This is a genomic window from Paenibacillus sp. FSL F4-0097 (assembly GCF_038593125.1).
Taxonomy (GTDB): domain Bacteria; phylum Bacillota; class Bacilli; order Paenibacillales; family Paenibacillaceae; genus Paenibacillus_AQ; species Paenibacillus_AQ odorifer.
In genome coordinates this window covers 664601-679861 of record NZ_CP151965.1, presented here as the reverse complement: position 1 = coordinate 679861, position 15261 = coordinate 664601, and the positions used below count along the sequence as shown (strand labels likewise).

Sequence of the window (15261 nt, the reverse complement as noted above, 5' to 3'; positions counted from 1 at the left end):
CTCTTTCTGTACTATAAGTAGTCGTTAATATGAAAAAAACGGTATTTCGTTTGATCAGTCCATGCGTAGGAATCACGATAGTCCCAATAGCGATGACGGCTGCTAACGGTACGTGCATTCACAAGCGGCATGCCTCCTGCATCAAAAGCTGTGACGATTGTGCTGTGCTGATACTGCCCGTTGCCATCCCAGTCATATTGAATGATATCGCCCAGCATCAATTGCTCCGGTCGCTCCATGACTTCCGCACGCAAGCCACTGCTCCGACTTCCGCTCAAATAGCGTTGCAGACTGTCTGATACAGCCCAGCTATAGCTCCACCATTCTTGTTTGCCTTGGTAACCTTTGTACCACCAGCCCGTTTCTCTTTTACCAGTATAGTTGATAGGTGCTCCCCCTGCAAAGAGACATTGGGAGACATAATTTGTACAGTCCACCTCGAAGGTTTCGAACTCCGGATTGCCGTCTTTCCACCAGCGGTCGGCATACGCCACAGCTTCTTCACGGTTATAACGAACCTCTCTTGAACCGGCAATTTCTCCGAGAACATTCCGGTTAAGCAGGGGCTGTGATGGCAGCGGTGCCGGCAAAGCCTCTCCCCATTTGGATAGTCTGCCCGATAGCTCTACCTCTGCCCGATGAACCGTATTTCTTTCAGGGACACTTCGTTCCACACCAGCAATCTCCCAGCCCCCACCGTCCCGTACAAAGGTCAGCCGCTCCAGCTCGATAATATCCTCGCGGTGGTTAACGCCGCCTTTTTCATAATAAAGCGCACTATGCAGTGTAACCTCTGCTACTACCTCGGTCGGAGTCTGCCGGACGGTCCGCAAAGTCTTAACCCCTGTCTCTCCGCGCAAAGGAGTTATCCCACGTTCTTTATACCACTCAGCAAGACGTCTTGAACGCTCCCCTTGTTCTACCAGAAAACGCGGATCCTTAACGGACACGGAAACGGTATGCGATGATGACTTAGGCTCCACCCTGGCCTTATTCACTTGATCAACATATACATAAAGACTTTGCTTCCACTGTTGTTCCATTATACTCGCGCCCCTTCTTTCCCTTTTAACTGCTGTTCTATGTATATGAAAGGAAACAGGCCGCTATACAGATCGGTTGAATAGTTAAGGATGTTTCAAGTAAAAACTCTAACCCCAAGTACGACATCTCAATCAAACATCGACAACGAGGAACATATCACCTAATAACTGAGGAAGAGAAATTCTGCCTGCATTTCCCCTAATAAATAAGTAAAACCAAAGATTCCGGTGAATTCCTTCGTATTATCTCCTTTTAATGGCTCTTTTTGAGGTAAAAAGAATATCCCGAAACGATACAATATAACAATGGAAGGGTAGCTTGGCATTTTCTCAGGCATAATTCGGGCTTTAGATGTAGGAAAAAAAACTTTACTCCCCACTTTGTAACCGTTATAATTAAGCTAGAAGCAATTTGAAATTGGGTTTCATTAGACGAAACAAGGAGGCGCATATATGCCAAGCAAGGATCATTTTTCATTGGCTCGGACCCTGGAATCAGGCGGCAAATCTTATCGCTATTATGATCTGAAGTCCCTTGAGGAACAAGGATTGGGCTCTATTTCTTCCCTGCCTTTTTCGATCAAAGTCCTACTAGAGGCTGCTGTTCGTCAGTTTGACGGACGGGCAATTACTGAAGAACATGTGAAACAACTGGCCGATTGGTCAGGTGACATTGACCGTAATAAAGAAATTCCATTTATCCCTGCTCGTATCGTGCTTCAGGATTTCACCGGAGTTCCGGTAGTCGTGGATCTCGCAGCTATGCGTGATACTGTAAAAAAAGCCGGAGGAGATCCTAAACAGATCAATCCGCTTGTCCCGGTTGACCTTGTAATTGACCACTCTGTCATGGTTGATGCTTTCGGTACAGCAGACGCCTTGGAATACAATATGAACGTTGAGTTCGAACGCAACGAGGAGCGTTACCGTTTCCTTCGTTGGGCACAGACAGCTTTTAACAACTTCCGTGCAGTTCCACCAGCAACAGGTATCGTGCACCAGGTAAATCTAGAGTATTTAGCTTCCGTTGCCACTACCAAAACTATCGATGGTGAAACTGTCGTTTATCCAGATTCCCTTGTAGGAACGGACTCCCATACCACGATGATCAATGGTCTTGGTGTTGTGGGCTGGGGTGTAGGCGGTATTGAGGCTGAAGCAGGAATGCTTGGACAACCGCTCTATTTTGTTACACCTGATGTAGTGGGCTTCAAGCTTACAGGCAGCCTTATCGAAGGGGCTACAGCAACGGATTTGGCACTGACAGTAACTGAAATGTTGCGTAAAAAGGGCGTAGTCGGCAAATTCGTCGAATTCTACGGACCCGGCCTTGCTAACATCAGTCTGGCTGACCGGGCAACTGTTGCCAACATGGCGCCAGAATACGGAGCAACTATCGGTTTCTTCCCTGTAGATGACGAGACACTCGCTTATCTTCGCAGCACTGGACGTCCGGATGATCTGGTGGCGTTGGTTGAATCTTATTACAAAGCACAAGGGATGTTCCGTACCTCGGATACGCCAGACCCTGAATTCAGCGATGTGATTGAGCTTGACTTAGCTTCTGTCGTTCCTAGCTTGGCTGGACCTAAACGTCCGCAAGACCGGATCGAACTTACGCATATGAAGGAAAATTTCGAAGGTATTATCCGTACACCTGTAGACAAAGGCGGTTATGGTCTCAGCGATGAGAAAATCGCTCAAGTCGTAGAAGTACAGCACAAAAACGATACCACTAGCAAGCTCAGCACAGGTGCAGTCGTAATCGCAGCTATTACTAGCTGTACGAATACTTCTAACCCTAGCGTTATGCTTGGAGCAGGTCTTTTGGCGAAAAAAGCTGTGGAACGTGGTCTGACCAAACCGGCTTACGTTAAGAGCAGCTTGACTCCAGGATCCTTGGTGGTTACTGAATACCTGCAAAAAGCAGACTTGCTGAAGCCACTCGAAGCATTAGGCTTCTACTTGGCTGGTTATGGCTGTGCCACTTGTATCGGTAACTCCGGTCCATTGCCTGAAGAAGTTAGTCAAGCCATTACTGACAATGACATGACCGTAGCCGCAGTCATCTCCGGTAACCGGAACTTTGAAGGCCGCGTACATGCTCAGGTAAAAGCAAACTACTTGGCTTCACCGCCGCTCGTAGTTGCTTACGCACTGGCTGGCACAGTAAATATCGATTTGCAGACTGAGCCACTTGGATTTGATCCACAAGGTGAGCCAGTATTCCTGAAAGATATCTGGCCAACCACTGCTGAAATTCGTGAAGCCATTGGTCTCTCCCTTAGTCCGGAGATGTTCCGTAGCAAATACGAAAATGTATTCACCGCTAACGAACGTTGGAATTCGATTCCTGTTCCGCAAGGCGAGCTGTATGAGTGGGATGATAATTCCACGTACATCCAGAATCCGCCATTCTTCGAACATCTGGCAGACGGTCTGGGAGACATTAAGGATATCAAAGATGCACGCGTTCTAGCGCTGCTTGCTGATTCCGTGACAACCGACCATATCTCACCAGCGGGTAATATCTCTACCTCTGGTCCTGCTGGCGAATATTTGCGCGATCATGGTGTAGAACGTGCAGACTTCAACTCCTACGGCTCCCGCCGCGGAAACCACGAAGTCATGATGCGCGGTACGTTCGCTAACATTCGGATTCGTAACGCAGTAGCTCCTGGTACGGAAGGCGGCGTTACTACCTTCTTGCCAAGCGACGAAGTTATGTCCATCTATGATGCTTCCATGCTCTATCAGGATGCTGGACAAAATCTGATCGTCATCGCTGGTAAGGAGTACGGTACAGGAAGCTCACGTGACTGGGCAGCTAAGGGTACGCTTCTGCTTGGCGTTAAAGCAGTTATCGCTGAGAGCTTTGAGCGGATTCACCGCAGCAATCTGGTCGGTATGGGCGTGCTTCCACTTCAATTCCAAGAAGGCCACGGCTGGAGCAGCTTGGGACTGACCGGACGCGAGACCTTCAACATTACTGGTCTCGATAACAACGTGGCGCCAAGTCAAGAGCTAACTGTCACGGCTACCCGTGAAGACGGCACACAATTCGATTTCCCTGTCATTGCACGACTCGACAGTACAGTCGATATTGATTACTATCGCAACGGCGGTATCCTGCAGACTGTTCTTCGCCAGATGCTGGCAGATGCTACAGACTCTTCCGCGGTGTCGGTAGAATAGGTTTAAAGTAATTTAAAAAGGGACTGTTTCACGGCCATGAGTGGCTGTGAGCAGTCCCTTTTTTTGTAGTTATGGGGTGGTTCCAGCAGCCAATTTGTGGCGGGTGGGGTGCCTCTGACTGTTGAACGTTCACTATTGTTGCGTGAGCCTCAGGGGACGCCTAGGATCCCAGCGCGTTCGGACTCAGATGACACTAAATGAACAAATTCACGACTTTTGGCGTGTGATCGGACTCAGATGACTCTATTCGCTCGATTATCCAACTTTTGGCGTGGGATCGGACTCCATAGTCGCTATTGGCATGAAAACACGCTGAATGTTTCCGTTTTGGTCGAATAGCTGCACTGGGGGGTCCGAAGCTACGGCAAAATAACCTTAAATTCGCAAATAGTGTCCCCTGAGTCCGCACGTCTCAGGGGACGCTTAGAATTCCGCGCTATCGGACCCAGATGACCCTATACGCTCGATTATCCGACTTTTGGCGTGCGATCGGACTCCATAGTCGCTATTGGCATAAAAAACACATTAAAGGTTCCCGTTTTGGTCGAATAGCTGCACTGGGGTCCGAAACTATGCCAAACTGGCTGTAAATTCGCAAATAGCGTCCCCTGAGTCCGCACGCCTCAGGAGACGCCTAGGATTCCGCGCTATCGGACCCAGATGACCCTATACGCTCGATTATCCGACTTTTGGCGTGCTCTGACTCCATAGTCGCTATTAGCATGAAAAACACACTAAAGGTTCCCGTTTTGGTCGAATAGCTGCACTGGGGTCCGAAACTATGCCCAAAAGGCTTTAAATGGGCAAATAGCGTCTTCTGAGTCCGGAAGCCTCAGGGAAGATCTAAATAACAACCCGAGATTTACTTGTGTACGAGTTATGAGATACGTGGGTTCGTGGGTTCGTGGGTTCGTGGTGATTTCTCTACTCTCCCGCCCCTCCGTCCCTCTGCCTATCTAGGCCCTGGGTTCAAACGCTCGTACCTCAGCATTACGAGTTACTGAGGCTCCCAAAGGTACGTATATTCACTGAAGCTCACCATACAAACGCAAGGTGGGGAGCCGTTAGCCGTTAGTTAGTCATCAGTTAGCTGTTGATTAGCCGTCAGTTACGCATCTATCATCCCAAGTTACCCGTCAGACCGTCAGTTACCCATCAGTCAGCCATCAATTTATCCATCAGTTACTGATCAGTCACTCATCAGGCCATCAATTCCCCCTCAGTTACCCATCGTTTCCTGCCACTTTACCCACAATCGACTAAGCATCCCTCCCCAAAACATCAAAACAGCGATCCTCCAGTAACAGAGAGATCGCTGCTTAGTTTCTTATATGTCTCAGCCAGCGAATTAAGGAATCATCATGCCCATTTCACTAGCCGCTTCCTTCAGTACCGCGGCATATTCCACTAACGTATCCCTTGATAGGCGACTTACTGGACCTGACAGTGATAACGCCGCGATCACATTTCCACTGCGCCCCGTAACAGGCACCGCCACCGCGGCCGCGCCGGGCTCGCGTTCCTCGAAACTGGTGGCATATCCGAGCCGGATAATGTCATTAAGCTGCTCTTGATAGACATCCTTCTCAACGTAGTCCGGCCATCCCGAACTCTCCAGCAATTCTTTCAGCACCTCTGGAGGAGCATAGGCTGCCAGCACTTTACTTGATGCGCCCACAGATAAAGGCAATCTCGCACCGATCTGCGCCACTCGCCGTATGGCCTGCTGACTCTGAACCGCCTGAATCCGCACACGTTCTATGCCGTCGCGTAAGTATAAACTAACGGTCTCCCCTAGCCGATCCCGCAGCCGTTCCATTGACGGCAACAATACCGCAGCCGACTCATCAAAAGCAGGCAAATGCGTAGACAATTCCCAAATTCGTATACCCAGGCTGTATTTCTCAGTGGCCGGATTACGAATGAGGAAGCCCTTTTCCTCCAAGGTTGCCAGCAGCCGATGGACGGTACTTTTATGTAAATCAATCTTTGAAGCGATCTCCGTCAACCCTAAATCTCTGTCCTGCGTAAAACAAAGCAATATATCAAGCGCACGTTCTACCGCACGCACTGTAAGCTTTCGGTCCTCCATGACAATCTCCCCCTCGTGTTTCATCAAATGAAACTCGGTTACATTATAACTAACTCTATCTTAGTGCAAAACTCTATGGAAAGTCCAGTATATTCACTCCTCCGGAGTTGTGCCAAAAATGTGCCGGAAAAGGTTGGGCTGCACTTTACAGTTACATTACAAAAGCGTCTAATTCATTGACTTTGTAAGGGCTTTTTCATACGATTAACATATTAAATTATCTACTGATGCTTTAGAATCATTTTTACAAATTCTTCTAGGCACTAGTACTCACATCATTCTTAGGAGGGGACCATATGGATCTGGCAACTCGCCAAACCGGCACAACCGTCTCCCGTCGACCTAAACTACCTAAACAAGGCAGTTCGTCCCGGCTATCGCTGCGGATGATTCGTGTGAAGCATATTATCGTTGCACTGCTATTATCTATTTTTTTCTTTTTAGCCTTCTGCTTTGTCTCACTTCATGGCTATATCGCCTGGGTATTATCTAATCCAACGGTCGCACCTCTGTATTCCAATCCCATGCAGGCCAAAGGTCTCGCATACGAGGATGTGACGTTTCCAGCTAAAGATGGAAGTCGAATGATGAGCGGCTGGTATATTCCCTCCGAAGGGGCTACCAAAACGATCGTGTTCAGCCATGGCTATGGCGCCAACCGTGAAGAATCTTGGGTACCTATGTACGATCTCGCTCACTATGCACACAGTCTGAATTTCAATGTCGTGATGTTTGATTACGGCTTTGCTGCCCAAGGCAACAAGGATATTGCAACCGGGGGTAAAAAAGAATCCCAGCAGCTTCTAGGCGCTATTGATTTTGCTAAGGAACGTGGAGCTGAGGAGTTAGTTGTATGGGGCTTCTCCATGGGAGCAGGCACAGCACTGCAAACAGGATTAGTATCAGAGGACATTGACGCGATGATTCTGGACAGCACCTTTTTGTTAGAGCCAGATACGCTGTATCATAATATTAAGCAAAATATTGATCTGCCCCGCCAGCCTTCCCTGGCGATTATGGAAATGCTGTTCCCAGTTCTGAACGGTACGGGGCTGAATCAAATTCCTTATGCGAAGGTCAAATCCGAAGATTATCCTTTCCCTATTCTACTCATGCATGGAACCGAAGATGATAAAGCTCCTTATCCTATTGCAGAAAAGCTGGCCGCGAACCAAAGCAATCCGTTCTCAGATTCCTGGGTCGTAGAGGGCAGCCATCATGAATTGCTGTTCCGTGAGCACCCGCGTGAGTATTTGCGGCGAGTCTCTGCTTTCTTAGGAAATGTTCAACTAGCCAAAACCTACAATGGCAATCAGCCGGCGATGGCAAGTAACTAGTTAAGCACTACAATCCGCCTCTGTCCCCTGATGGGTCAGTTGCTTCAACCATTTACCACGGCGAAAACGCACGTAACCTATAACCAATCGAACAGCCTCTTCCAGGGACAGAAAGAAGTATACCCAGGGAAGAGGCTGTTTCCATCCCCATGACAACAGTAGCCCTAGAGGCACCCCAAGCAACCAAGTTGTGGAGGCTTCCATAATAAAGACGAACTTACTATCGCCACCACTCTGCAGAATCCCTCCCGCAATCATCATATTGCCCACCTTTATCCATAAAAAAAGAGCAAAAAAGCAGATAACAGAAGTGGCCATTCGGCGTTCTTCCACTGTTAAGTTAAAGGCTGAGACGTAGAGCGGGGCTAGAACAGCAATAAGAACACCAAGCAGCAATGAAATCCCTACTCCTATTCGAACAAAAAAACGAGCATACTGAAAAGCACCTGCATTATTATTCTCTCCCAGCTTATGTCCGACCATAATCCCAGCTGCACCAGAAAGCCCAGCCAGAAGTCCAATCGTCAACCCCTGCAGCGGAAAGGTCACTGTCATAGCGGTCATCTCTGCTGTGCCCATACGGCTATATATTACGGAATAACAAGCTTCACCTAAAACCCAAACCAATTCCGTTAAAACAATAGGCGCTATCGTTCTTAAAAAAGGTATACACAGCGCTTTCGAAAACGAACTCAGCTCCTTAATTCCTCCGGCACCCGGCAGTTTCCCGCGATACACAGCTCCGATGATCAAGGTACTTTCGACTATACGTGAGATTAACGTTGCATATGCCGCACCTGCAAGTCCAAGCTCTGGAAACCCCCAATGCCCAAAAATAAGCGCATAGTTTAAAATAATATTCAGTCCTACAGCAGCTATGCTCACACCCATTGGATACTTTACATGTCCTGAACTTCGTAGAACCGCCGAATAGAGCATCGTCAACATCGTTGGAATATAACTGAGGGCAACGATTTTTAGAAAAATGTTTCCCTTCTCCAACACTTCTTTATCCGTTGTAAAAATAGACAGGCATAGCCGAGGGTTGAAAAAAACAACTATCGTAAATGAACCCGACAATATCAGGCCAATTCCAAGACTTAATCCCAGTAATGGTGTGATGCTCTTTCGGCTACACCCCCAAGCTGCCCTACCATCAATTGATCTACTAAATACAGCACCGCCATGACTAGACTTTGGAGGGATATCGGTACCGCTAATTTTAACAGCTGATTATAAAATTGTTTCTTCTCAAGCTTGTTCATACCCTCATCTCATCTCTCAAAGTTTTTCTACTACCCCAAAGGATTTCATTAATCGGTCCACACGACAAAAAAAGGTACACCCTCCTTTTCGCGAGGTTGTACCTTTCGGTATCATTGCCTTTATTTTCCTGTATTATTTCACCATATCAAACGGTTGTCAACGATATTATTATCGCGTTCTTATGCTCTTCATAAGCTATCATGAGCACACATATAATGGACTGATGAAGACATATCACGGGAGGTTTTCTTGGAATGTTATATGTATACGGGCCGATGCTGCCAGTACGTATTTTAGAAGAAATCGTATTCTGGAAAACACAAGAGAAAGAGCATACCGAGGTTATCAAAGCAATCGTACCTAACCTGGAGGAACCCTATGTTAAACTGCTGGATGAATGGGCGGTGGTCTTCGGTGCCACAGAGATGGCCGCTCAACAGTTATTGAATTCTGCCCTCTCTGCTTCTCCACCAAGTCAGGCTGAACTCACTGCGGAAACAGAAAAGCTGCTGCACATCTCCTGTACCCAATCCCAAGAATTTGTTCGGCAGCTTTTTGCCATCATGAAAAGCAGCGCAGCCGTCAAAGCCGTCCCCCTTGCTACCACTGTGATCCTGCATATTATTCGTGAATCAGAGTATTTCCTTGCCGTACTACACACTTTGAGCTCGCCCGGACAGCTCACGCAAATTATGAGAGATTATACAGCAGCCGACTATGTCGTAAGAACAGAAGAGGACAATTTCACGCGGAATGAGGGACTTATTCCTTCTACAGATACTATCCTTGATATTCGTGAAATGAGTGCTGTGCCAATTGGCGGGCATACACTGCCTCCATTGCCTTATGCTTATAATGCGCTGGAACCATACATCGATGAGAAAACCATGCGGATTCATCATGATAAACACCATCAAAGTTATGTAGATGGACTAAACAAAGCGGAGAACAAGCTAGCCGAGGCTCGCAAGAAAGGAGATTTCGATCTTGTTAAGCATTGGGAACGGGAGCTAGCCTTTAATGGGGCTGGCCACTATCTCCATACAATCTTCTGGAACGTAATGTCACCTCAAGGTGGCGGGCGTCCAACTGGAGCCTTACTGGAAGTCATTGAACAAAGCTTCGGCAGCTATGACAACTTCAAGAAACAGTTCACAGAAGCTGCGAATAAGGTTGAAGGTGGCGGCTGGGCTATTCTCGTCTGGAGTCCACGCAGTCATAGACTGGAGATTTTGACTGCGGAGAAACATCAGAACCTGTCACAATGGGACGTGGTTCCGTTACTGGCTCTGGATGTATGGGAGCATGCTTATTACCTTAAACATCAGAATAATCGGGCCGATTATATTGAGGATTGGTGGAAGGTCGTTAACTGGCCTTACGTCTCAGAACGTTATGCTGCTGCCAGTAAACTGGCCTGGAAGCCCTTTTGATATTATTTCATTTCACAGTGAATATCACTCTTATTCCCACACCCTGACCAAAAAGGACCCCTCATTCACATTACGTGAACGATGGGTCCTTCCAATTTCGAGGTATGCACCCCGATATTTATTCCTTAATCAAGCTTAGAAACTCCGCACGAGCGGCGGCATCCTCACGGAAGACCCCTCTAGTAGCCATAGTTACCGTTTTGCTGCCTGGCTTCTTCACTCCGCGTGCACACATACACAGATGCTCTCCCTCCACAACAACCATCACACCGTGGGGGCCTAACACCTCCGTCATAATATCAGCAATTTGCGCCGTAATGCGTTCTTGAACCTGTAGACGACGGCTTACTGCTTCAACAAGCCGAGCTAATTTGCTGAGCCCAGCAATACGTCCGCTCGGAATGTATCCTATATGCACTTTACCAAAGAAAGGAGCCATGTGGTGTTCACATTGGCTGTAATAGACGATATCCTTAACGATCACTAGCTCTTCATGAGACTCATCAAAAGTAACGCCGAGCGCCTCGCGGGGATCTATCGAATAACCGCCGAATATCTCCTCGTACATCCGCGTAACACGTGCCGGTGTTTCCAGCAGTCCCTCGCGGCCGGTATCTTCACCGATTAATTCTAATATTTTCTCAACGTGATACTCGATTTGCTCACGGTTCTCTGCAACTTTACCGTTCACATATTCCTTGATGTTCCCCATGATGTCTCCCCCTTCCGCACCCGTATACATGTTATCCGGACCCGGTTACTTACTTCTACGTTTATTCCCTTTAGCTGCTCCAGGGCGCGCACCTGGCTGTCCCTGAGTCTTCATCATTTGCTGGGCACGCTGCATTTGCTTCCCGTTCAGGTTATAACCCATTTGCTTTGCAACCTTTTGCAGCATTTCAGGATCATTCTGCATGTTTGTCATTTGTTTGCGCAGATAATATACACCGATGAAAAAACCACCGATGAGACCTACGACCAATGTAATAATAGGTAATGCGATACTCATCTAAAGCCCACCTCTACACTCTATTGTCTGCATCGCCATATGGCACGCGAATCTATCATAGCATTTCAGGAACTGGACAGCAATTGGCAATATGCAACCTGTCTATGAACTTTTTCCTCCATTAATATCGCTGTCCTCCCGTGCCTTCTTCCCAGTAAGGAGCACATCCTGCGCCCGGCTTAGCATTTCCCTCACCGTGCTATCCTCCTCGCGCTCTAAACCCGCTTCTACAGCAGCTAGAGCCTCATCACCGCCAATACGTCCAAGCGCCCAAGCAGCAGTGCCCCGCATCTCTGGCCGCGGTTCTTTCAGAACAATTTCTGATAGCTTTGGCACAGCCCCGGCTTCCTTGAAATTGCCTAGGGCAATGATCGCATTTCGCTGCATCGGCTTTTTGCCTCTCCAGGCTGCTGAGCTATTGCCGAATCTCTCTTTGAACTCACGATTGCTAAGATCCAGAATCGGCAGCAGCAGCGGCTTCACGATTTCAGGATCAGGTTGCATCTGAGGGCGATGATTCCAGTTCTTACCTCTATTCTTGGGACATACAATCTGGCAAGTATCACAGCCGTATAGACGGTTGCCGATCTTGGTCATATACTCCTCGCTGAGAAACCCTTTAGTTTGCGTCAAAAAAGAAATACAAGCCTGTGCGTTAAGCTGACCCGGACCCACCAGTGCTCCGGTCGGACAAGCATCAATACACTTGGTACACTCCCCGCAGCCTTCTTCAACAGGTTCATCCGGAGCAAAAGGAATGTTCGTAACCATTTCCCCAAGATAAATCCATGATCCCCATTTGGGTGAGATGATGGAACAGTTTTTGCCGCTAAAGCCTATTCCCGCTCTTTCCGCGACCGCTCTATCTACTAGAACACCGGTGTCCACCATGCTTTCCAGCACAGCCTCCGGTACACGCTCGTGAATAAATTCCTCTAGCTTACTTAAGGCTTCCCTCAGCACATGGTGATAATCCCTGCCCCAAGATGCCCGGGCGAGGATGCCTCTACGTGCACCCGGCTCAGATTTAGGAGGGTTCTCCATTTTAGAAGGGTAAGCCACTGCAATCGAAATAATAGATAACGGCTTGTCTCCAGAAGACAATGCTGGAACTGTCCTTTTATCCAGATCGGGCTCCTCGAAGCCAGATTCATATCCTTTGTCCCGATGGTCTTGCAGTATATTTTTTAAATATAAAAAAGGTTCTGCTGTTGTAAACCCGATATCATCAATACCGAGTGATGTCGCAGCCTCCTGAATCTCTGCTTTAAGCTGTGCCCACTTGGAAGGCGGGGGAGCATACGATGACTGAAATGTATTGGTCATTCCGCCTTCTCCTTTCATATCTTCGCTGACTTTCTTATAATCTATTCAGTTTTGACAGAGGCCACCATATATAATCAGCCCTGCCGACAATCATATCCTGTGAAATAGAGCCGAAGTAACGGCTGTCCTTGCTGGCTGAAGCATGACGGTTATCGCCCATTACAAAATAATTGCCACCTTCTACGGTTAACGCTGCAAAATCCGGATCTTCAATCTCAGTATCGATATAGGGCTCATTCACTATTTTTCCATTTACGTATAACTGATGATTCCGTACCTCTATGATATCTCCAGGTATGCCAATCACTCGCTTCACTAAATACTCCTTATGACTAGGACCGGTACTTGGATCATGAAGAATGACAACATCACCATGTTTTGGATTTACGAACAGCAATGAAATTTTATTAATGAAGAGCCTTTCTCCTTCCCAGAGTGTTGGCTGCATAGACTGACCTTTAACTGTTGATATATTGAACACAAAAACATTAAGAACTGACATCACAGCAAAAACAATCACAGCTGTAAGCAGCCAATCCTTCATTTCCGAGACCAAACGACCGCCCAGGGTAGTCTTGGATCTGGAGGATCTATGTCTTTGTTTCCTATTTCTCGTGTAATCTACTTGGGGCTCCTGATTCAATATGTCACCTCTTGTTCTCAATAATTGAAGTCTATACTTGCAAATATTATAACAATAAAAAAGCATATCTCCCAGCCATTAGCAATGGACTTCTGGGAAATACGCTCGAGTATAAATGAAACAGACTATATCGTCAGCTATAGTTCTTTTTTCTAGAAAATGTTTCCGCTTTCGCAGCTGAGTGATCAAAATTACCCAACAATGCTCAGCTTCCGGACAGATTTGAAGATTTGATTCTCGCTATATCCCATAGCTTCATACAATGGCAAAGCAAAAGAATTATGCTCATCGACGGCTACATAGATACCACTGACTTTACGAGCTTGAAACCTGGATTCCATAGCCGATACCAGACTTCTGCCGACTCCTCTGCGGCGATAATCAGGATGTACAGCAATCCGGAAATAACAACCGTGGTTTTTCTCAATCGTACCAATCAGTGCTCCAACAATTTCTTCTTCATCTTCCGCAACTACAATGAGATCTGAATCCCATGAAAGCTGCCTGGAGAAAGGCTCGATAGTGTTCTCGAAACACTCTTCCGATAATGCGGTTTGCAGCAAATCAGTCACAGGGCTAACGTCGCTTAATTGAAAGGAACGAACGTGCATTCTTTAAAATCTCCCTTGTCTATGGCTTATGAATTTAACAAAAAGAAGGGGTTCCCTTAACATAGAGAAAATAAAAAAAAGCATCAAATACCGAGGAATACCTGCTTTTAAATCTATTAAAGCACACTTTTCTCGTGATATCATCATTTTTCTTTTGAAAGCGCTTAATATCAAGCGTTTACATTTTAGATGGGGTTCATTTCTTCATTAAAAGGGTATTTATAAGGATATATGTCTATAGGATTGGGGACTATTAATTTTAACATTCCAAATACAATTGTAAAACCCTTTCCCTCTCCAATTATACTTTATAAACATTTATGTTTGTTTAGTGTTGCATTATTGGTCTAGATACGGTTTAATTAAGGTATCCTATCGGGCGAATACCCTATAGTACATATTTACAATAAAGGATTTTGACGTTAGTTCGCCAGAATTCTTTATCTATAACAAAATTCTAATATAACTCAGGAGGGATTTTTCCATGGCATTTCAATTACCGGCACTTCCTTATCCGAACAACGCACTCGAACCACACATCGACGCATTGACGATGGAAATTCACCATGACAGACACCATAACACATATGTAACTAATCTGAATGCAGCTTTGGAAAAAGCACCTGAATTGCAAAGCAAAAGCATTGAAGAGCTTCTTACAGATCTGAACGCTGTACCTGAAGCTATCCGTACTGCTGTTCGCAACAATGGTGGCGGACACGCTAACCACACCCTGTTCTGGGAAGTTATCGGACCAAACGGCGGCGGCGCACCAACTGGTGCATTGGCTGAAGCTATCGATAAGGAACTGGGCGGATTCGAAAAATTCAAAGAAGATTTCGCAGCAGCAGCAACTACTCGTTTCGGCAGCGGCTGGGCTTGGCTAGTTGTTAAAGATGGCAAACTGGCAGTAACAAGCACACCTAACCAAGACAACCCAATCAGCGAAGGCGCTACTCCAATCCTCGGACTTGATGTATGGGAGCACGCTTACTACCTGAACTACCAAAACAAACGCCCTGATTACATCAAAGCGTTCTGGAACGTAGTAAACTGGGAAGAAGTTGGCAAACGTTACGAAAGCGCAAAATAAGAAATTAAATTTGGCTTAAGCCATTGAACTAAAAAAGAAGGTATCTCAGAGCCGAATTGGCTATGGGATACCTTCTTTGTTTAGGTTGGATAGAGAGAGAGATAAAGATAAAGACAGAGATTGATTGAGATCCTCCCAGACACCGTATTTCACGCCGCTTGCGTCGCTTAAATGGATACACTGGATCGGAATAGATCGGAATAGATCGGAATA

General features: G+C 46.7%; 13 protein-coding genes and 1 pseudogene. 4 read left to right on the top strand and 10 right to left on the bottom strand.

Annotated elements, in window-relative coordinates; genetic code table 11:
• Nucleotides 1-11: 11 nt before the first annotated feature.
• Nucleotides 12-1046 (bottom strand): amidase domain-containing protein, encoded by a 1035-nt coding sequence (locus MHH86_RS03010; protein ID WP_036679850.1) that lies wholly within the window; start codon nucleotides 1044-1046, stop codon nucleotides 12-14.
• Nucleotides 1047-1204: 158 nt separating this feature from the next.
• Nucleotides 1205-1381: a hypothetical protein gene (locus MHH86_RS03005; RefSeq protein ID WP_342479629.1), complete on the bottom strand. Its 177-nt coding sequence runs from the start codon at nucleotides 1379-1381 to the stop codon at nucleotides 1205-1207.
• A 115-nt stretch (nucleotides 1382-1496) separates the two neighbouring features.
• Here MHH86_RS03005 and acnA point away from each other — a divergent pair, with 115 nt between their 5' ends.
• A complete protein-coding gene (gene acnA / locus MHH86_RS03000; protein ID WP_038568617.1) occupies nucleotides 1497-4238 on the top strand; it encodes an aconitate hydratase AcnA in 2742 nt (913 codons plus the stop codon).
• 1348 nt (nucleotides 4239-5586) lie between these two features.
• Here the strand turns inward: acnA and MHH86_RS02995 are convergent.
• Complete coding sequence (locus tag MHH86_RS02995; protein ID WP_036676839.1) at nucleotides 5587-6330, bottom strand: IclR family transcriptional regulator; 744 nt, start codon at nucleotides 6328-6330, stop codon at nucleotides 5587-5589.
• A 296-nt stretch (nucleotides 6331-6626) separates the two neighbouring features.
• Here MHH86_RS02995 and MHH86_RS02990 point away from each other — a divergent pair, with 296 nt between their 5' ends.
• Nucleotides 6627-7667, top strand: coding sequence for an alpha/beta hydrolase (locus tag MHH86_RS02990; protein WP_139329954.1), 1041 nt, complete (start codon nucleotides 6627-6629; stop codon nucleotides 7665-7667).
• On the opposite strand, the gene MHH86_RS02985 is transcribed toward MHH86_RS02990, so the two are convergent.
• Together MHH86_RS02985 and MHH86_RS02980 are read right to left on the bottom strand one after the other, a co-directional pair.
• A complete protein-coding gene (locus tag MHH86_RS02985; RefSeq protein WP_342479628.1) occupies nucleotides 7668-8747 on the bottom strand; it encodes an MATE family efflux transporter in 1080 nt (359 codons plus the stop codon).
• 20 nt (nucleotides 8748-8767) lie between these two features.
• The gene (locus tag MHH86_RS02980) at nucleotides 8768-8932 is read right to left on the bottom strand and encodes a hypothetical protein (protein WP_254924687.1); all 165 of its coding nucleotides are present in this window, start codon (nucleotides 8930-8932) and stop codon (nucleotides 8768-8770) included.
• A gap of 255 nt (nucleotides 8933-9187) precedes the next feature.
• On the opposite strand from MHH86_RS02980, the gene MHH86_RS02975 reads away from it, so the two are divergent.
• The gene (locus tag MHH86_RS02975) at nucleotides 9188-10366 is read left to right on the top strand and encodes a Fe-Mn family superoxide dismutase (protein ID WP_342479627.1); all 1179 of its coding nucleotides are present in this window, start codon (nucleotides 9188-9190) and stop codon (nucleotides 10364-10366) included.
• A gap of 118 nt (nucleotides 10367-10484) precedes the next feature.
• On the opposite strand, the gene folE is transcribed toward MHH86_RS02975, so the two are convergent.
• The 5 genes and pseudogenes from folE to MHH86_RS02950 all read right to left on the bottom strand — a co-directional run bounded on the left by folE (nucleotide 10485) and on the right by MHH86_RS02950 (nucleotide 13955).
• Complete coding sequence (gene folE, locus MHH86_RS02970; protein ID WP_036676830.1) at nucleotides 10485-11078, bottom strand: GTP cyclohydrolase I FolE; 594 nt, start codon at nucleotides 11076-11078, stop codon at nucleotides 10485-10487.
• A 45-nt stretch (nucleotides 11079-11123) separates the two neighbouring features.
• Nucleotides 11124-11375 (bottom strand): YneF family protein, encoded by a 252-nt coding sequence (locus tag MHH86_RS02965; RefSeq protein ID WP_036676828.1) that lies wholly within the window; start codon nucleotides 11373-11375, stop codon nucleotides 11124-11126.
• 171 nt (nucleotides 11376-11546) lie between these two features.
• A pseudogene (gene queG, locus MHH86_RS02960) lies at nucleotides 11547-12701 on the bottom strand (tRNA epoxyqueuosine(34) reductase QueG); the annotation flags it as partial.
• Between the two features lie 34 nt (nucleotides 12702-12735).
• Complete coding sequence (gene lepB / locus MHH86_RS02955; protein WP_036676825.1) at nucleotides 12736-13344, bottom strand: signal peptidase I; 609 nt, start codon at nucleotides 13342-13344, stop codon at nucleotides 12736-12738.
• Between the two features lie 191 nt (nucleotides 13345-13535).
• Nucleotides 13536-13955 carry a GNAT family N-acetyltransferase gene (locus tag MHH86_RS02950; RefSeq protein ID WP_036676822.1) on the bottom strand — a complete coding sequence of 140 codons (420 nt, stop codon included), beginning with the start codon at nucleotides 13953-13955 and terminating at the stop codon, nucleotides 13536-13538.
• Nucleotides 13956-14439: 484 nt separating this feature from the next.
• On the opposite strand from MHH86_RS02950, the gene MHH86_RS02945 reads away from it, so the two are divergent.
• Complete coding sequence (locus tag MHH86_RS02945) at nucleotides 14440-15048, top strand: superoxide dismutase (RefSeq protein ID WP_036676820.1); 609 nt, start codon at nucleotides 14440-14442, stop codon at nucleotides 15046-15048.
• The last annotated feature ends 213 nt before the right edge of the window (nucleotides 15049-15261 follow it).